Below are 19443 nucleotides of genomic sequence, written 5' to 3' on the forward strand. Positions count from 1 at the left end.
CCACCAAATATGGTACACCATATATATGCGTCTGAACAGCAGGAAAACATGACTTTCAACAAAGCTGCCCTCTATTTTTGCAAAAAATGCCGTTATTCTGCTGTCAATTGCTATTTTCAGCTAAATTTCCTCATACCGAATCGATAGAATCCGGTCGGTTACCGGATGATACGAAACCGTAACATACACCCCGATTTCAAGATTCCCTTTCTTAAGCCACAACTTGAACTTCTCCTCCGCCAAAACACTGGATATCTTGGTTCTGCCCATATACAGGTAGTCCACGACGTCCATATCATATTTACGCTTCGTTTCGGTCACGGCTAAGGTCCCCCACTTGGCGAAGGCAGGCTCTTTTCCGTTCACGGCATGAATCAAAGACTGTGCAATTTCGGTCAGTTCTCGCTGTCCGATTTCTGTGGAAGACTGATTTGCTGTAGTTAAGAGATATTGCCAATCCGCCTTTTCAAATACCAACAGCTGCAGCGTATTGAGCGGACCCCTGTAGTATTTAGCAGCTGTCTGCTCTGTCAATTTTAATGCTTGAAACGATAAGTGTTCCAGCTGCTGTCTATTTTCAAGGGGATATAACTCGATCCTGTAGTCGTTCTCGGGTTTGAATTCGTTTCGATAGTGGATCTCCAAATGCTCGTCAAGTCCGGCATGCGTGCCATAACAACGACCATATCGATGCGTAAAAGCTACGGCAGGCATTTGCGGCGGGAGATGGATTTCTCTGCCGAAACGCTTCTCGCAAGCCCTTATTGCTTCCTCCGCAAGCTCGGCACCGCTTTCAAAAATAGCCTGCTGAAACGGAAAATCCGAAGATTCCATAGTCACTTGATCAGCAACGGGTGTGATCCCGAGCGACAAAATGCTAGCGAATAAAAGGGTGCCCAGCATGTTACTCCTCCTCCTAGAAAGATTGGCAGACTTGCCTGAGTCTAAGATTCCCGCTGGCGCTCTTCTTATTCCCATTTTGGGATTCGTTGGATAATTCCCTTGAAAAATACACACACTGTGACGGACTATGCATGAGATTCGAGGTGAGTACGCGTGGGGATGAAGCAGATATTAAAATCTATTTTTGTGGTCACTCATGAGCATTCTGAAACCGGCACATCTCTATATAATCAACAGGATCCCAACCCCCAGGAAGAAGTTTCGCTGACGCTGAAGCATGTCGTGGATCAATTTGACGATTCGGCCGACTTTGTCCATAAAATCTATCTTCATGGGCGCCTTCATGTTATGTATTTCAGTCATTTGGTCAATGAGGATCGGTTGGAACGGGATCTGCTTCCTCCCATTTTGAATACCGACAACCCGCTAGATTTGTTGACGGAGCAGTCCCAATATGAGCATGTAACGGATTCGAAGACCTATGTGGAAGGTATTCTTAGCGGTATGGCCGCGTTTTATTATGAAGATCAAGCTTTCATGATCGATGTTATTTTCCCGACATCCCGGACGGTGGCTGAATCCGAAACGGAATCCATTATTATCGGACCGCACGAAGCATTTACCGAACAAGCCTATACGAATCTGTCTTTGATCCGGAAGAGAGTGCAAAGTTCTCATCTCAAGGTCATCAAACTTTCTGTCGGCGAAGTTACGAAATCGGATATCTATGTTCTGTATATCCAGGACATCGCGAATGAGAAATACGTCAAAGAAGTAATAAAGCGGGTCGAGGCTATAGAGATTGATGCCATTCACGATACAAACATGTTGATCCAGTGCATTGACGATGATCCGTACTCGATTTTTGCGCAATATTTGACCTCAGAGCGGCCGGATACCATTGCCTCCAAGCTGGTTTCGGGACGAGTCGTTGGAATTATGGACGGAAGTCCCACTGCGTTTAGCGCGCCCGCCAACTTTTTTGAATTTTTCTCGTCTTCCGACGATTATTACCAGAGGTGGAGCATTGGTACGGCGACCTTGTTCTTAAGGTTTGCAGCCCTCTTGATAACAGTGACGTTGACCGCCCTATATGTCTCGGTTACCTCGTTTCACTATGAAATGATTCCCGAGAATCTGATCCTTACGCTGACGGAGTCCAGAAGCAAAGTGCCGTTTCCTCCCATTTTCGAAGCGCTGCTCATGGAGACGACGATCGAGCTGCTGCGAGAGGCCGGGGCCAGGCTGCCTACCAAGATTGGACAGACTATCGGTATCGTAGGCGGTATCGTCATCGGCCAGGCGGCAGTGCAAGCCGGATTAACCAGTAATATTCTGATCATCTCCGTCGCCTCTTCGGCCATCGCTTCCTTTGTCATCCCGAATTATGTGATGAGCGCATCTTTTCGCTTGTTCCGTTTCGGGCTTATCGTATTGGCCGGTTTGTGGGGGAATATGGGACTAGCGCTTGGCTTGGCCTATATGGTCATTCACTTAAGCGGCTTGACGAGTGTCGGCTCCTCCTATCTAACACCCATCGCACCATTCGAGCCTTATGACTGGAAAGACGTATTTCTAAGGCTTCCCTTTTCCACATTGGCCAAGCGGCCTACGCAAGTCAAAGCCAAAAACAAGGTCAAATTAAAAATGAAAAGGTGAGGCAACTTGAAGGAAAAACTATCCCAATTTCATACTGCGATCCTCATCTACATGATTCAAACGGGGGTCTACGTATTCAGCATTACGCAGGTGGAAGCTCAATATTTTGGTACAAACGGCTGGCTCATTACGATCCCGGCTTCCATCCTGGTCTGTCTGAACATTTATCAGATGTACTGGGTGTACCGGCTGGGCGAAGGACAGTCGATATTCGACATATTGGAGAAAAGCATCCCCAAATTCATACTAGCCCCCTTCTATCTGGCGATCAGTACGGTATGGGCTTTAATCGGCTGTCTCGTGGCCAAGCAGTACGTGCTGATCTTTCAGATGTTTGCATTCCCGACAACCAACCCGATGGTATTCAAAATAGCGATCGATATCCTTGCTTTCATGCTGCTGACCAAGGGATTGTACAATATCTCCAAAGCTTCCACGGTCTTTTTTTGGTGTACCATTTGGATGAGTTTGCTGCTGCTGTATTATGCAGGGGAATTTCGTATTGAAAGATTAACCCCCTATATATTTAAAGATAGTTCCAACGTGTTGGAAGGAATGTTTCAAATCTATTTGGCATACTTGGGTTATGAGTTATGCTTACTGTTGTTTCCCTATACCGATAAGAAAACCAAATTGTTCAGGGCCGTCATCTACGGAAATTTGATACGTTCGGTATCCTATACCCTCCTCGGCTTTGTTTCGTTTGGCGTCGTTGGCAGCGATATGCTGAAGATCATGCTGTTCCCGTTACTGGATTTGCTGGCGTATATCAAACTTCCGTTTATCGAGCGAATCGAGAATCTTTTTTACGGCTTCTTCCTGTTCACGACCCTCATTACGCTAGTGCTTTATTTCTGGGCAGCGGGCGAAAGCACCCAACGTGTCTTTCCAAAAATCAAGATGAATGTGCAGTATTTCTTTATCATTCTTGCAGCACTGCTGATATCCTACATACCCGCCGTATTGAACCGAATCCGGGAGTGGCTTCTGTTTCTGGGTTACATCCAAATCGGGTTTGCTTACATCATGCCGTTGATACTAATTATGCTGCTCCTGTGGCAGCGCAGAAAAAGGCAGCGTGATGCGCAATGTTAAAAAAATATGCATGCTTGTTCCTACTCTTATGCATCCTTCCTCTGGCAGGCTGCGGCGATCAACGCATCCTGGAAGATCTGGGGTTCATCCAGACGACCAGCTATGATATTCTGCCGGATGGCAATTTAGCCATTTCAGTCTCCATTCCGCAAGCGGATCCGGAAACTTCCGCCAAACGGGAAGTGCTGACGGCAATGGCCAAGAGCAGCAAAGAAGCAAAGATGATCATGTCCAGACAAACCAGCATGCTGCTGGTAAGCGGGCAATTGCGGAACGTACTGTTCGGGCGTTCGATGGCGGAACACGGGCTGCACGGACATCTGGATACCTTGTATAGGGATCCTTCCATATCGTCTCAGGTAAAAATAAGCGTGGTTGAAGGAAATGCCGGCGAACTGTTAATAGACGATTACAAACAGCATCCGCGAACAGGACGGTATATCGACATGCTGTTAGAAAAGGAAGCACTCGGTCAGACCATTCCCAAGGTAACGCTATTTAACTTTGCCAGGGATTATTTCGATCAGGGCGTTGATCCGGTTGCTCCGATAATTAAGAAGCATGACAAGAACTACATTACGACGAATGGAATTGCGTTATTTAAAGATGATCGCTATGTTGCCAAGATCGAGCCGCAGGATGCATTGATTTTCTCCTTTCTGAAGGGCAAGTTCAGAGAAGGTCAACTTAACATTGATCTGTCGGAGGATCCTAAGGACAAGAAAGAAGTCGTCATGTTCAGTTCATTGATCAGCTCACGAAAAGTCAAGGTCGTGCGCGGAGACCAGGGCATTGACAAAGTGATGTTTTACGTCAAGGTTTCCGGGTCCGTTCTGGAATACATCGGCGATGCCAGATTAAGCAATGACCGCGAACGGCATGAGCTGGAGCAGCGAATCAGCAAATATATTACGAAAAAAGGAAATGCCATGATCTCGATGATGAAACAGCATCAGGTCGATAGTCTCGGAATCGGTAGGTACGTCCGTAACCGGATTGGCTATGAGCAATGGAAAAAGATGGATTGGCGGCAAGAATTGCAAAAGCTGCAGGTCGAATGCGTGATTGACGTCCATATCAAAGATTACGGGAAATTTAGATAATGCTTGGTATGACCCCTTTCGGGGTCTTTTTTATTGACTGAAAAAAATCGTTTCTTTTGAGGGTTCGATAAATTTGTAATATTAATGTCATATATTATAACATTAATATTGACTATTTCTTTGTCTAATGCTACATTTATCCAAAATAAACACCATTAAGCAGCATGGTAGTCGAAACTCTGTACAATTAATGTTATGATTATTAACACAATTGAATGCAAAAGGAGTGGCTAGGATGCATTTAACTTACCAGGAGAGAGACAAATTAATGCTTTTTCTGGCAATGGAATTAGCACAGAAACGATTAGACCGCGGGTTGAAGTTAAACTACCCGGAAGCGGCCGCACTCATTTCAGGTTTTGTTGTCGAGGGAGCTCGTGATGGTAAGTCCGTAGCCGAATTAATGGAGGAAGCCCGTCATGTGCTGTCCGCGGATCAAGTGATGGACGGCGTTGCCCATCTCCTCAGGGAAGTTCAAGTCGAAGCTACCTTTGTGGATGGCACCAAGCTGGTCAGCGTTCATGACCCGATTCAAGGCACACCAACCTCTTCCGGCATTATTGCCGGTGAATACGACCTGCGAGACGAGCCGATTCAGCTGGTGCCTGATCGGCCCCGCATTACGCGTGAGGTTACAAATAGCGGCGACCGTCCGATTCAAGTAGGGTCGCACTTCCATTTTTACGAATGCAATCCCGCCTTAATATTCGAACGTAACGGAACGCAAGGATACAGGCTCGATATCGCCTCCGGTTTGTCGGCAAGATTCGAGCCCGGAGAAATCACGAAGGTGACGCTTGTTCAAATTGGCGGGAGCCAGGAAATTCACGGTTTTGCAGGTCTGACGAACGGAAAAACCAATGGGATGGTGAGCTTATGACAACAATCGACCGCGCGACTTATGCCAGCATGTATGGACCTACGACAGGGGATCGGGTCAGGCTTGCCGACACCTCCCTCTGGCTTGAGATTGAAAAGGATTATACCGTTTATGGGGATGAATGCGTCTTCGGCGGCGGTAAAGTGATACGTGACGGCATGGGGCAGCATCCGCTCGCTACCCGCGCGGAAGGGGCACTGGATCTCGTCATTACGAACGCTATCATTGTGGATACCTGGGGAATTGTGAAAGCGGACATCGGGATTAAAGACGGATACATTAGCGGTATCGGAAAAGCAGGAAATCCGCTTATGATGGATGGTGTCACCGACGGCATGATCATCGGCGTGGGCACGGAAGTTATTTCCGGAGAGAACTTGATCGTAACGGCCGGCGGCGTGGATTCGCATGTGCATTTCATCAGTCCGCAGCAAGTCGAAATCGCGCTCCAGAGCGGAGTCACTACATTCGTTGGCGGAGGCACCGGGCCCGCAACAGGCACATTGGCAACCAATTGTACGTCGGGGGTATGGAACCTGCAGCGAATGCTGCAAGCGACCGATGCACTGCCGATCAATATGGTTTTTCTGGGACGCGGAAACAGCAGTCGTCCGGAAGCGCTGGCCGAACAAGTCCAGGCAGGGGCGGCTGGACTCAAAATCCACGAAGACTGGGGCAGCACGCCCTACGTCATCGACAAGTGCCTGAGCGTTGCCGAAGAACTGGATGTACAAGTCAACATTCATACCGACACGTTGAATGAAGCCGGTTATGTTGAAGACAGCCTGCGCTCCTTTAACGACCGGGCGATTCATACTTACCATACCGAAGGTGCGGGTGGCGGTCACGCGCCGGATCTGCTGCGGGTTGCTTCCATGCCGAATGTCCTCCCCTCCTCGACCAGTCCGACCATGCCTTATACGGTGAATACGGTTGACGAGCATCTGGATATGCTGATGATCTGCCATCATCTGGATCCGCGTATTCCCGAGGATGTTGCCTTCGCAGCGTCACGGATTCGTGCGGAGACGATCGGGGCGGAAGATATATTGCATGACATCGGGGCGATCAGCATGACCAGTTCCGATTCGCAGGCGATGGGACGGGTTGGTGAGGTCGCAATCCGCACATGGCAAACGGCCGACAAAATGAAACAGCAGCGCGGTCCGCTCGGGCCGGATTCCAAGTCGGACAATTTCCGCATCAAGCGATATATCGCCAAATATACCATTAACCCGGCCATGACCCATGGGATATCCGATTATGTCGGTTCCGTCGAGGTAGGAAAAATGGCCGATCTCGTACTGTGGAAACCCGCCTTCTTCGGAGCTAAACCGGAGATCGTGCTGAAGAGCGGCATGATTGTCCATGCCGTCATGGGAGATCCCAACGCTTCCATCGCTACACCGCAGCCGTATATGTACCGGCCGATGTTTGGCAGCTATGGTGGCGCACAAGCAGCGCTATGCGCCACCTTCGTTTCGCAAGCCTCCCTGCAATTAGGGACGCTGGATCCACTGGGCTTGAGGAAGCAGCTCCTGCCTGTCCGGAACTGCCGAACCGTGAGAAAGGCGGATCTTGTTCATAATGGGGAGACGCCGGAAATCATGGTCGATCCGGCGACCTACGCCGTAACCGTTAACGGCGAGAAGCTGACAAGCGCCCCATCGTCTCATCTGCCGTTATCCCAGCGCTATTTCCTGGTATAATGATCAAGTTCCTTGCAACCTTAATAAGAAACTCCAGCTATAATCCAATAATAAACAAAAACCATGAGCGGCTCGGTTTGCTGCTCATGGTTTTTATTTATTCATAGCTTCTCAGCAGCGCATGCGAACATGCCGTTTGAAGATCCCTCCAGCAGCGATTGATTTCGGAATCTTCCATCGCAGCGGATAAACCGAACAGCGGAAACAGTTGCTGGCCGCAGGATAAAGCGGCATGGGCTGTTTCGATGCTTTGGGACGTAACCTGTGCTTCCGTGACATTCGATAAGGCACCGTTGGCGATCAGCTCTGCCCACGACGCTTCTACTCTCTTATAAAAATTAGCAACCGATAACAGAAATGCCGCTTTATTCTCGTTCAGTTTGCCGATCACATGGGAAGAACTTCCCCGCTTAACCGCAAGCGATTCCGCCGCTTCAAGGAAATGCTCCGCGATTCCGATTGCAACACTGGCAAAGGATACTTGAGCAAACGGAAGGAATGGATAACGATAGATCGGCTCGTTCTCGTACCCTTTCATTTCCGTAAGCGAGAATGTCATCTCATCCGGAACGAATGCCTCTACAGCGGATATGGTGTGGCTCCCTGTTGCCCGAAGGCCAAAGGCGTTCCAATCCTGCTGGATTTCGATCTGGTCAGGATTCATAATAAAGGACCGGATCTTGGGTTCGCCTTGATCCGCAGTCGGTTCGCCAGAGGCATCTTGTAGCGTGGAACCCTGTTGAATAACTGCGTTGGCCGTAAAGGTCGTGGCATAAGTAGACCCGCTGCAATACTTCCAGCTGCCAGTCACGATATAACCGCCGTCCACCTGTCTGGCGGTACCTGTCGGCATGCCGCTGCCCGCAATCACCGCTTCACGGTGCGCAAACACCCGGCGGCTGATATCCGGACTCATCAGTGCGGCAAAGAATCCCCCGCCTGCTCCTATCGTAACCAGCCATCCCAGGTTGCCGTCGATGCGGGCACTTTCTTGAAAGATGCGCGTTGCATCCGGCAGAGTGGTCATCCTTCCTTCCAGCACGTCGGGAACAAATAGGTGAAACAAACGATGATCATATATGGTGTTCAGCACGTCGGGAGTTACTTGTCCGTGTTTGTCCATCCCAAGCGTTTGTTCTCTTATGGTTTGAATCTCTTGTTCCTTAAAAAACATGTCTCCACCGCTTTCCGTGATCATTTCTCTTTAAAAAAGATCGTCTGTTCTTTATGGAATCATAATCTATGCATTTAGTAATCTATTCTTTAGGAGCCGTTTCATCGATCTGGATTAACGCCTTTTCCAAGGAGCGCATCAAAGACACTCGTTGTATTTTATGATCCTCATAAGTGCTCAACAGGTGATTAATTTCAGTTTGAATATTGCCCGTTAAGGCTTCCGAGCCAGACAATTCAGATAATCCTAGGCTTTCTGCATCTAGCTGCCGCAATTCCTCCATGAAGCCTGTCTCCGTATAATTCATTTCCATCATCTCACTTAGCAGCGACTTCAGCTTCGCAGCCTTAGCCAGGCGTTGTTCATGACTCCACTGCTCCTTTGGACCCGATGCATCCGCAAGCGAAACGCTGTAGTGCCGCATGGCATCCAGCTCACCGGAGTATGTTAAAGCACCTGTCTGAATCAGATGACGAATGCGATACTCGATGAAAGAGTCGGAAACGGTTAATTCCCCCTGTCCGATGACTTCGCCAATAACCCGAGCGGATTTCTTGAAGAATCCATGCCTGGCATCAAGGCGGTATACGGTTTTCAGAATTTCTTCATCGTAGTAAGACAATGGAACGGTGCACAGCATGTCACCTTGAAACACCCGAAGGAACCCGTCTTCGCTCAACAGGCGCTCCCAGTCTGCCCGATAACCTGCCTGCGCTTGCGGCGACAATGGAACCGGCTCGGCTGCATCCAGAACATGCTGAAGCTGGTTCGCGTTCATTTCAAATGTTCCTTTGAACCGCTGATTTGGATTTTGCTGATGAAGCACGCTTGTCGCATTCACCAATCTTACCTCAGAATGATCCGGCATTAAGGTCAGCAACCTTCGCAGGGCCAGCTGTTCCGCCGCGGCATCGCCGGCCCAGATCAGGCATGGCATCTCTTTCATCTGCTGAGGCCAGGTCAGCCACGCGAACGCTGCCTGCACCATCGTTAATTTCCTGTCTTCCGCATGCGCGGTGCTATAACGTTCCTCAAACCACTGCTTTCGGGTGGAGAACGAACGGGCGAAATCATGATCGTTCGGAAGCGGTCCGGCCATAAGATGATCGCCTAATGTCACTACGATTTCACCGGGTTTCGACTGGAGCATGATCCTGAGCGATCCTGCCGTCGACTCATCAAAGGCAATATGGATTCGCGATACGTTCCCCCGATGAATCGGCGATTCCCGCAGGTAGGCTTCATTCCCCATCGCCCACTCTTTATCGAACGCGTCAACGAAGAGCTCAAGACTTTGATGCTTACCATCTGCAAGCAGCTTGGCCGATTCTGTATTCATCCGGTCCTTCAGCTTCAAGAGCTTTTCAGAGAAATGGTTAATGGCCGTGCTCTTTCCCTTTCGATATTCCTCCAGGGTCATATGCTCGCGGAGTGGAACAGACGGATCGTACATACTCTGTCCTTTCCATCCGGAATATGCGAAAGTACGAGCGATTCCGATAACCCCCATCGCATCAAGCCGATCCGCATCTTGGACAATTTGGCCTTCCAGCGTTTGCATAGCACTCCCTGTTCCGCCTGAGAATGACATCGTACCGACGATCTCCAGCACATGCCCCTGATCAGATGCTTCTACGCCGGCTTGTTTCAACCAATGGCGAACCCGCTCGTAACCTGCTTCTTTTGATTCGTTCAATTTCTCGTCGGCTACGTCATGGAGGACTGCCGATAACTCACATATGTATACGTTGGCGCCTTCAAGATGAGCCAGTATCCGGGCGATGCGGGTGACACGCTGAACGTGCCACCAGTCGTGGCCGCTTGCATCCCCTTCGTGTACGGCGCGAGCAAAGTCTTGGGCTTGCCGAATGATATGACTCTGAGTTTTCATTTGATTCTACCTCTCCTATCCCGGGTTCCGGTCTATAAGCTCTATTATTCCCGATTTACCTATACGCCGCAACATGGAGTAAGTTATCGGCAGTTGTATCCCCCATGCGAATGGGGGCATATGATAAACAGAACTGTGTTGATGCCCCATTACAACCGTATAGTGTCACCTTCGGTTAGGATACAGAAAGGAACATGACGGCCATGCTGGTGTTTATTCTACCTGGATCATATCCTCATTTAAGCGAAAACACCGTATCCTCGGTTTTGCGTGTTTTTTTAAATGCCCGTCCTATCGTGATTCAAAACGAACAGGAGTCTGCAGCTATCATGAACGAAGCGCTGTCCGATAACCTGGATTCGCCATGGTTCATGACGCTCTATGCCGGAGATACGGTACAGCCTAAGGCGAAGAAAGAATTCGAACGATGGCTGCAAACTTACGCTGACAGCTCCGCTGGCTTTATACTGACTTCCGTAACCAAAACAGACCAGCCAACTGTATTTCAGAAAAGACCTGTTCCAACCTTCACTCCCCCCCGCGGCCCCCTGTTATGGCGTACGAACAGCGTGATGAATGGACAGACACCGGGTTTTACCAGTAATGATCAGCTGCCGTTTCAGAAATATGTGTTGATTGATAAACAGATCCAGCTCTCCAGCCACTATGAATGGACGGAAGTAGATTCTGACGGGATCTTATACCATCATTGTGCTGCCCCTCCCTGGATGAAGGAAGCAGAGGAATGGAACGCAATCTCTCCGCTTCTTCAAGCTCCATCCCGCGTTCAGACTATCAATGAAAAACAAAACACGCCTATAGTTACCATTGCGCTGTGCACATTTAACGATGGCGAATACTTGCCATGGGCTATTCGTTCCGTATTGTCTCAGACGATCTCGGATTGGGAGCTGATCATAGTTGATGATCATTCAAGTGATGATACTCCAAACATCCTGACGGGATTACCGGTAGATAAGCGTATAAATAAAGTGAGACTGCATCAAAATCTGGGTAAGGCTCATGCCCTGAACCAAGCGCTTCAAATGGCAAGGGGGGCCTGGTTCCTTGAGCTGGACGCCGATGATTGGCTGTCACCCGATATTCTGGAAGTTCTTCTACTAGAAGCAAAGAGGGAGCCGAATGTTGGTGTATTGTATGCGAATCATGTTGAATGGATCGAGCGTATGAATAAACAGCTCCTGTACCAGGGGGTCCGAACGGGACCTTCCCATTTGTCCGCGGAGAGACTCTTGGCAGAAGCTATGGCAATAGCCCCAAGAATGTTCAATGTCTCTGTAATCAAGCAGCTAGGAGGATGGAACACCTCGGTCCCTTTCGAAGGACGTCTATACGAAGATATCGAGATGTTATCCAAGGTTTCAAGCTTCCATCCAGTTTACATTTCTCAACCGCTATATCATAGAAGAATTAGGAGCTCAAGCATGACGCATCGGCATCTTAATCACTATGAGAAATGGAAGAACTCGATGAGCGATATGTTGAAATAGATATCGCAAAGTTCCTTTTCTCAAGTTATTACTAAGGAAGTATGCGAACCAATGATATATTATCGTTGATGATAGTGACCTGCCTTGAGGATGGCAAATAGTTTGAGCTTACAACCTGAACCGTGATCAACCCGCCTGCTGCCGATAATAACTGTCCCTGAAGGAACTGATTGGCCTGGATAACCTCTACAGTCCGTCCAAGGAAAGTTGCCAGTATTTCCGAAAAATCCATCCACTCTTCCCTCCCTGTCCATCATTATTCAATAGATAAAATATTACTTAACGGTATTATGGCAATACTTCCGTTAGGCTCCGAGATTTGAATATAATTGTCTCCAATAGACACCAATGAACCGAAAATCGAACCAGCCGGGGTTTCGATGGTTATTCGAGTATTCAGGCGCGAACTTAAATAAGCAATGACATTATTCCAATCCGCATATCCATAATTCTCCACTTGCTTCTGAAGAGCGTTTACCCGTATGGTAAGTCGTCTGAGCTGTATTTTGATTTGAGATATGCTATGAATCAATCTCCGACGCAACCGATTTAGCTTGCTCAGGACCGTTATCGGCTTTTTAGCACGCTTATGTTTTCTCTTGCCAACAATGAAATTGCAATCTTTTTGATGGCTTCGGTTCCAATATCTCCTCATGCTAGCTGCCTCCCTCCATATAGTCACTGGTACAATATGTATAAATCCATCCAATGGAAACCTGAACAGCCAAAGATAAGAAAAGGGCCTACAACTATAGATCCGATAAATTGTTGCAAGATATTTCAATGCGGAAATCATACGTTACCCATTTTGATAAAACCCATGCCGGATGGTGTTCTACCCATACAGATGCATGGGGTGATACATACTTTGTTAAAGAGACAATCACACACGAGAGAGGAGGCTACTCTTGAATAAAATCACGAACAACCGGCGCAGATCTTCTACGAATCGCACGAGTCCCCGTCAGATTAAGCTTCGAAAATCAAACTATAAATTATACAAAAAGAAACGGTCCGTTCAGCCGGTACCTCCGATTTTCCTATCACATACAACTCATCAACAATCCGTTACCACTTTTGAATACGAGGCTGCCCCTGTCCCTGCTGCGCCCCAGGTAACGGAGATTTTTGCAACCGGGATAGCGCCGTTATACGACATTATTCGTTTTCCCGTCATTGATTGGCAATTCAGATGGCAGCGGCCGCAGCAATTATCCGAACAGTTCGCTCAACAGGGACATCGTGTTTTCTATGTAACAACGGAGATCATCGGTTTGCGCAAGGAAGAGGCTTCCAAAGAAGAGGTAGGACGTTTTGTCTCGATTAAGAACATCGATCGAAACGTATGGCTCGTTACTTTGTGCGCGCATAAACCTCTAAATCTATATAAAGATGAGATGAGCAGCTGGGATATCCAGTACCTAAAATGGTCTATAGAGCACGTACGAGACAAATTCGGGATATACCAAGTGGTATCGATTGTCGATTTACCGTTCTGGACTCCTCTTGTCACGGCCATGGAGCAACATCATATCGTGTATGATTGCATGGATCATCATGCGGGTTTCACGACCAATGATCCTGCCATGCTCCATCATGAGGAACGCCTGCTTCGGGTGGCCGGGCTTGTCGTAACGTCCTCACAGCATTTGTACGATTGGGCTATTGAACATAATCCATCCACGGTCCTTATCCGCAATGCCGCTGATATCTCTCATTTTTTTAATCCGCCTGAACCATCGTTGACGGAGCTGAAGTCCATAAAGCAGCCGATTATCGGTTATTACGGGGCGATATCCGATTGGTTCGATATACGCCTGATCGAAACAGTGGCCAGAAACAGACCCGAATGGACATTCGTTCTGATTGGACACACCTTTGGTTGTGATACCACTGACGTCGAGAAGCTGGACAACGTCGTACTTTTGGGCGAGAAGCCCTATCACGAGCTGCCAATCTATTTACATCGATTCCAAGTTGCATTAATTCCTTTCATGAAGAATATGCTCACCAAGGCTACAAATCCTGTCAAACTGTACGAATATCTTGCGGCTGGAAAACCAGTCGTATCTACCGACCTGCCAGAGGTTGATGCCGTTGCTTCCGATATGGTCTCCATTGCAGATACGCCGGATAAATTCGAACAGGCGATTCATGAAGCACTTCAGGAATCCGGTGCCGAGCAGATCAAACGAAGGCAAGAATTCGCCCGTCACAATAACTGGGTTCAAAGATACCAAGTTCTAAACGACCACATCACCCGATATCTGTTTCCTAAGGTTAGCGTCATTATTGTCGTTCACAATAAATGGTCTTACACCGAGCAATGTCTCCGCAGTTTGCTGCAAAAGGGACATTATCCAAACCTGGAAGTTGTTATCGTCGATAATGCCTCGACGGATCAAACTTCTTTCCGCCTTAAAGCTCTTAACAACCCGCTGGTTAAAGTTATTTCGTCTCCGGAAAATCTTGGTTTTTCCGCAGGGAACACACTCGGATGCCTGGAATCGACAGGAGAGTATATGATCCTGCTTAACAACGATACACTTGTGCCTGATGGCAGCTGGATTACCCGATTGCTCCGGCCATTTCATGAAGACCCGCAAATGGGAATGACGGGCCCGATGTCCAATTATGTGGGTAATGATCAAGCGCTGGATCATTTCATCGGCGACGCGGTATACGGTGCCGATGTTCGTTGGTTACAGGATTTCTATGAGCTGTACCGTCAGAAAATCAGATATACCGATTTGCTTGGATTTTTCTGTGTAGCCATGAAGTGTAGTGTATGGGATAAAGTCGGTTCCCTTGATCCGGCCTACGGAATTGGCATGTTCGAGGATGATGATTACTGTGAACGGGTCCGCAATGCAGGTTACCGTCTGGCTATCGTCGAGGATGCTTTTGTATATCATTACGGCAGTGCCACCATTAAAGAGCTGAAGCCGCAGGCATACGATTCGTTGTGGGAAAAGAACAAGGCATACTACGAGCAGAAATGGAACAAAAGCTGGAGATTGCCGAAAGGTCCTCACAGCCTGTTTCATTTGACGGATCATCCGCAGGAAATTGCCAACCGGATTCATGTAACAGGGAAGAAGTTCGCTTTAGTTCTGGGCGATAAAGAATGGAATACCCATTCCAAACGCTGGCAGAATATCGTCATGGGATTGACGGAGGATGAGAACTTGTATGTCATCGTCTATGCACATGAATATCACGGCAACCCGATCATCGGAACTCGCAAGGTGGGGCCAAGACTGTATTTCACAAACCGGATCGATTTATTCTCTCAAGTCACATTTGATCATGTAATATATTGCGGTTCAACCGACGTTTACCCCTACCTGCGTTCCGACCATTTTGTAGCGGATTCGCTTTGTTATCATGATCATCGGCTCAAAGCTCTTCAATCCAACTTGCCCAATATCAAGGTGTTTAGGGATGCTCTTGTGACTCATACCGTACGTAATGTCATGTCTCTTACAAGGGATATATCGACCGTATAGTATAAAATGGAACTCCCTAAATAACTGGAGAATAAAAGCCCATCCATGCTTCTGAAGTTCGTTCAGAAGCATGGTCAGGGTGTTTAATTTGAATGAGGCTCTTTTTCCATTTTCTTTAAGTAACGCCGAATGACTTCTGGATGACGACCTTGAAAGGGAGTTGTGGTTATCTCGTATTCCGAATGCTTAAAACTCCAATCTGGCACGCCTTCGTTTTCAAGTAAATTAACGTCTTTTCTCCGGTTGTCATTAAATTTGATCTTACGTCCCATAGCATAATGATAATGGTATATAAACACATCGCTTCGCCCTCTTGGAATACTCCATATGCTCTGCCCTTCTGCCGCCTCAAGCGTGCAATGATGCTTCTCATTACGATAACGAATCCCTTTATTCGCCCTCCACATTCTCGTTATATCATTGGACCATCGCTCATCCCCTGGGCTATTCACTCGAATGGTCCACGGATCTCCCCAAAAATTGACGAACGGGAACTGATATATATCCACGTCAGCGTTGGCCATAAGCTCCGGCAGTGCTTGTTGAAAACGATCATCCATCAATTCATCGACATCCAGATTCATAATCCAGTCTCCTTGAGCTTGATCGATCAGGAAATTACGTACTTGGGATTCATTCCAATCATCGGTGTAAGGCATTCCATTCTGCTGCAAACGAAACAACCGCATTGGATAACGATCCTGCAGGCGTTCAATATGCTTCAAAGTGCCATCTGTGCTTCCTCCATCTACAATAATGATTTCATGAGCAAAACGGCTCACGCTTTCGATATATAAGGGGACGAACGTTTCTTCATTCAAAACCGGTACAATGACCGACAGCTTCATGGAATATCCTCTCCTTCCTGTTCTGGCCCTTACGCTTAACCTCTGCCGATCAGATTGCGCATAGACTGAACATCCCCCCTTGCCTCCGTGTATTGTTTGTATAAGGCATAGTTGGTTTCATAATGGGGATTGCCTTCAGGTCCGACAAACGGGTGCCAGAAGTGCACCATTTCTCCGTCCAATCGAACGTGGGTACCGATAAGGGTGTCCACTGCGTATGCGAAGGCCTCATCCTCCCCGCCCCAACCGATAAACCGTTCATCATATCCCCCCACCGCATCAAACGAATTTCGTTTTAATGCATTCAACCCTCCCAGATAATAAGCGCTGTTCTCATCTCTATTTCCCAGTATCGTTGGGATCGGCCAATCCGCTGTTTGAGACAGGATCCTTTGCGAGATGTCCTCCGGCAGCCGTAAAATACGACTGAACGGGATAACCCATTGACGGTCATTCACGTAAGATATCGTTTCCAGCACGAGGTTGGGATCATATACAATATCACAGTCGGCAATCATGAATACATCTCTGGTTGCTTGGCGGGCTGCACGGTTAATGGCTTTCGACCTGCTGAATGGATTACCGGAGACTTCACCGACACATACTTCTATGCCCGGCATCGTCCGTGAGTAGAAATCCAGCGCCCACCTGAACGCAGCATCCCTCGGCCCGCCATGATCCGACTGGTAGGGAATCAGAACGGAAACTTGGTCAAACATCTTTTTCTTCCTCCTTACCTGCAGAGCTTGACTAAATTTGAAACAAAACGCGGAGCCATCGGCTCATCGCATGGTCGATCCTCCAACCTGACTCTATATTACTCCTGCACCTTAACCCGATTTCTCGAAGTTCATCCGTCCGACTTCTCCAATGGTTAATCTTGTGTATAAAATCTTCGGGAGAGTCACTATCCAGTATCAGTCCATGGGCAGCCGGGTGAGCTGCATCTTTTGCATTACCGACATTCGTGGAAAGAACGGGGACCCCGCAAGCATACGCTTCCAGCACAGTAGCCCCGCTTCCTTCATTGGCTCCCGTGTTCAACAACAAGTTCAACTTATGATAAAAACCCGGCATGCTTTCGTAAGTGTGAGCACCAGAAGTTTCGATAAAAGCGATTCCTTTGTCACTCTTGAAATGCTCTTTAATCCGCATATACAAAGTATTGTAGTTTTTAGAGGTTTTCGAGGGATCACCGGCCCAGCCGATCACGAATGGAGCATTGTCTATTCGAGCTATAAGCAATGGCTGAAACAATTTGTCATCCACGAAATGACCGATATACTCCACAGATGCATTTGGTGCTATGGCCTGCAAGATGGAGGCCAGTCTCCGATTTATAGCGCCCAGCTTTCCGATTCTAGGAATGACCAGCCTGAGAAAGTCAGGATCGGGAACGAGTTCATCCTTCCATTCCCTATAGGTTTCGTAGTGTTTACTGAAGTAATAATAGGAGACGGCTGCCGCTGAATCGATGCGGATATTCTTGAAAACGCAATAAGCCGCAATGCCAAGACACATGGCGGATATGTGATCATATTGGTGATTCAACTCTCCACTGCTTTTGTGCTCAAGATAGAGATCCAATTCGCTCATAGACATGAGGTCCAACGATGGATGATATTGCTGAATAACCTTCGCATTCTTACCCAGGATCCACCAGGGCACGTCATAGATCAGCAAGTGCCTTCCCATAATGTCGACCTCCTTATCCGCTCGTAATAGAGTATATTCGACTCCTCCCCGACAAGTTTGCAGGAACATGCAAAATGATGAATACGTCCACCATGAACAATAAAAAGCTACCCATGGCGTAGAATGAAACCTACACTAAAGGCAGCCGTATAATTCCAATGAATTTGACTGATAACTAAACTTTTTTATCGATAATATGTTTATTGGCATCGATCTCTTGAATTTCTTTTCTCAACGCTCTCATCTCTTGAAGCATGGCATCCATTCTAATGATGATTTTGGATGAATTGATGGCGTAACGAATGACAATGATGGAAACTACGATACTTATCACAATCATGAAAATCTCTACAAAATCCATATAGTCAAAAAAACCTCCGTATTATGATGGCTGAATGAATTCCTTAAGCAAGCCCTGCATCATGGCAAAAATCAGTTCGGAATCCTGCAGCTTATTCTCCTTTATCCCGCGCCAGCAGTCCGTGACGCTCATACGTACCACGTCAATGCGCTCGTATCCCTCGAGCTGCTGGCCGGATTGGCTTATTACCTCATCGGTATAATAGACATGTGCGATCTCGTTGCACATCCAGGACGCCGGGTACAGCTTGCCTAGGTAGTGAAGCTTACCGCAGATGAAGCCTGTTTCCTCCAGCATTTCACGTCGAGCCGCCGATTCCAGGTCCTCTTCCTCGCCTACGCCGCCGCCAGGCAGCTGAATAACGTAATCATCCACGGGCGTTCGGTATTGACGGATCAGCAGCAGCTGATCACCATCCTTTGCCAGAATAACAACGGACACATAATTTTTCTTGGTATAATACACTTTGCCTGACGTTTCCTCGCAAATCGATATTCCGTTATGGCGGATCAATAACTCGCTATTTACCATACGGGCAGATGCTCCTTTTCAAGACGATTGGTCATTTCCTCCCGTCGAATTCTTCTTTCAGGATGGAGAATAAATAGGAATCATGATAACGGCCCTTAAACCATAAGTGCTGCCGTAGATGTCCCTCCTGCTTCATACCGATGTGACGCATGACGCTAGCAGACCCGACGTTTCCCGGCCGACAGGTGGCATAGATCCGGTTGACTCCCAGTTCCTTGAAGCCGAAGCGGCACATGACCCTAGCGGCCTCGGTAGCATAACCCTGCCGCCAATAAGCAGGATTCAGACAGTACCCAAGCTCGGCATTCGTATCCGATCGATGAAGCTCCACGCCTCCGATCAATTGGCCGCCATCCTTTAATACGATCGCCAGCTCGTAGCTGACACGGGGGCTCTGCTCTATCATTCGGCGGATTTCCCCTATATACTTCCATGTATCTTCTTCCGTATTGGGTCCCCACATCGTATACTCGGTCACTCTTGGATCTGAAGCATAGGCATGAATACTCGCAAAATCCTCATCCCGGAAATCGCGGATCGTCAGTCTAGGGGACTCTAACTGCATAGGTACCTC

Annotated in this window: 18 protein-coding genes; 7 read left to right on the plus strand and 11 right to left on the minus strand. The window is 47.9% G+C overall.

What is annotated here, in order from left to right; all coding sequences use genetic code 11:
- Window positions 1–120: 120 nt before the first annotated feature.
- Complete coding sequence (locus tag BMX45_RS20015; RefSeq protein WP_090911204.1) at window positions 121–903, minus strand: DUF3889 domain-containing protein; 783 nt, start codon at window positions 901–903, stop codon at window positions 121–123.
- A 159-nt stretch (window positions 904–1062) separates the two neighbouring features.
- Between BMX45_RS20015 and BMX45_RS20020 the strand changes: the two genes are divergently transcribed.
- From BMX45_RS20020 to ureC, 5 genes are all read left to right on the plus strand, one after another.
- Window positions 1063–2562 carry a spore germination protein gene (locus BMX45_RS20020; RefSeq protein ID WP_254778147.1) on the plus strand — a complete coding sequence of 500 codons (1500 nt, stop codon included), beginning with the start codon at window positions 1063–1065 and terminating at the stop codon, window positions 2560–2562.
- Between the two features lie 6 nt (window positions 2563–2568).
- On the plus strand, window positions 2569–3657 hold the full coding sequence (locus BMX45_RS20025) for a GerAB/ArcD/ProY family transporter (RefSeq protein WP_090911206.1): 1089 nt from the start codon (window positions 2569–2571) through the stop codon (window positions 3655–3657).
- On the plus strand, window positions 3651–4760 hold the full coding sequence (locus tag BMX45_RS20030) for a Ger(x)C family spore germination protein (protein WP_090911207.1): 1110 nt from the start codon (window positions 3651–3653) through the stop codon (window positions 4758–4760). The genes BMX45_RS20025 and BMX45_RS20030 overlap by 7 nt, the downstream gene beginning before the upstream one ends.
- Before the next feature lie 235 nt (window positions 4761–4995).
- The gene (ureA, locus tag BMX45_RS20035; RefSeq protein WP_090911208.1) at window positions 4996–5640 is read left to right on the plus strand and encodes an urease subunit gamma; all 645 of its coding nucleotides are present in this window, start codon (window positions 4996–4998) and stop codon (window positions 5638–5640) included.
- Complete coding sequence (gene ureC, locus BMX45_RS20040) at window positions 5637–7349, plus strand: urease subunit alpha (RefSeq protein ID WP_090911209.1); 1713 nt, start codon at window positions 5637–5639, stop codon at window positions 7347–7349. Before ureA ends, ureC begins: the two co-directional genes overlap by 4 nt.
- A gap of 97 nt (window positions 7350–7446) precedes the next feature.
- Here ureC and BMX45_RS20045 read toward each other — a convergent pair whose 3' ends face one another.
- Together BMX45_RS20045 and BMX45_RS20050 are read right to left on the minus strand one after the other, a co-directional pair.
- Window positions 7447–8472, minus strand: coding sequence for an acyl-CoA dehydrogenase family protein (locus BMX45_RS20045; protein ID WP_368087171.1), 1026 nt, complete (start codon window positions 8470–8472; stop codon window positions 7447–7449).
- Between the two features lie 133 nt (window positions 8473–8605).
- Window positions 8606–10414 carry a DUF3658 domain-containing protein gene (locus BMX45_RS20050; RefSeq protein WP_090911211.1) on the minus strand — a complete coding sequence of 603 codons (1809 nt, stop codon included), beginning with the start codon at window positions 10412–10414 and terminating at the stop codon, window positions 8606–8608.
- 194 nt (window positions 10415–10608) lie between these two features.
- Here BMX45_RS20050 and BMX45_RS20055 point away from each other — a divergent pair, with 194 nt between their 5' ends.
- Window positions 10609–11925 carry a glycosyltransferase family 2 protein gene (locus BMX45_RS20055; RefSeq protein ID WP_254778149.1) on the plus strand — a complete coding sequence of 439 codons (1317 nt, stop codon included), beginning with the start codon at window positions 10609–10611 and terminating at the stop codon, window positions 11923–11925.
- Window positions 11926–11956: 31 nt separating this feature from the next.
- Here the strand turns inward: BMX45_RS20055 and BMX45_RS20060 are convergent, their stop codons facing one another.
- Both BMX45_RS20060 and BMX45_RS20065 read right to left on the minus strand, forming a co-directional pair.
- Entirely contained in the window at window positions 11957–12157 is a 201-nt protein-coding gene (locus BMX45_RS20060; RefSeq protein WP_009590225.1) for a hypothetical protein, read from the minus strand.
- Window positions 12158–12181: 24 nt separating this feature from the next.
- Entirely contained in the window at window positions 12182–12580 is a 399-nt protein-coding gene (locus BMX45_RS20065) for a hypothetical protein (RefSeq protein WP_090911212.1), read from the minus strand.
- A 253-nt stretch (window positions 12581–12833) separates the two neighbouring features.
- Here BMX45_RS20065 and BMX45_RS20070 point away from each other — a divergent pair, with 253 nt between their 5' ends.
- A complete protein-coding gene (locus BMX45_RS20070; RefSeq protein ID WP_090911213.1) occupies window positions 12834–15434 on the plus strand; it encodes a glycosyltransferase in 2601 nt (866 codons plus the stop codon).
- A gap of 83 nt (window positions 15435–15517) precedes the next feature.
- On the opposite strand, the gene BMX45_RS20075 is transcribed toward BMX45_RS20070, so the two are convergent.
- The 6 genes from BMX45_RS20075 to BMX45_RS20100 all read right to left on the minus strand — a co-directional run bounded on the left by BMX45_RS20075 (window position 15518) and on the right by BMX45_RS20100 (window position 19434).
- A complete protein-coding gene (locus tag BMX45_RS20075) occupies window positions 15518–16282 on the minus strand; it encodes a glycosyltransferase (RefSeq protein WP_090911214.1) in 765 nt (254 codons plus the stop codon).
- A 35-nt stretch (window positions 16283–16317) separates the two neighbouring features.
- Complete coding sequence (locus BMX45_RS20080; RefSeq protein WP_090911215.1) at window positions 16318–17001, minus strand: galactosyltransferase-related protein; 684 nt, start codon at window positions 16999–17001, stop codon at window positions 16318–16320.
- A 31-nt stretch (window positions 17002–17032) separates the two neighbouring features.
- Window positions 17033–17977: a glycosyltransferase gene (locus BMX45_RS20085; RefSeq protein WP_090911216.1), complete on the minus strand. Its 945-nt coding sequence runs from the start codon at window positions 17975–17977 to the stop codon at window positions 17033–17035.
- A gap of 175 nt (window positions 17978–18152) precedes the next feature.
- Window positions 18153–18338 carry a hypothetical protein gene (locus BMX45_RS20090; RefSeq protein WP_090911217.1) on the minus strand — a complete coding sequence of 62 codons (186 nt, stop codon included), beginning with the start codon at window positions 18336–18338 and terminating at the stop codon, window positions 18153–18155.
- A 21-nt stretch (window positions 18339–18359) separates the two neighbouring features.
- Window positions 18360–18869 carry an NUDIX hydrolase gene (locus BMX45_RS20095; protein ID WP_090911218.1) on the minus strand — a complete coding sequence of 170 codons (510 nt, stop codon included), beginning with the start codon at window positions 18867–18869 and terminating at the stop codon, window positions 18360–18362.
- Between the two features lie 31 nt (window positions 18870–18900).
- The gene (locus tag BMX45_RS20100) at window positions 18901–19434 is read right to left on the minus strand and encodes a GNAT family N-acetyltransferase (protein ID WP_090911219.1); all 534 of its coding nucleotides are present in this window, start codon (window positions 19432–19434) and stop codon (window positions 18901–18903) included.
- Between the last annotated feature and the right edge of the window lie 9 nt (window positions 19435–19443).

Source organism: Paenibacillus sp. cl141a, from assembly GCF_900109305.1.
Lineage (GTDB): Bacteria > Bacillota > Bacilli > Paenibacillales > Paenibacillaceae > Paenibacillus_AQ > Paenibacillus_AQ lautus_A.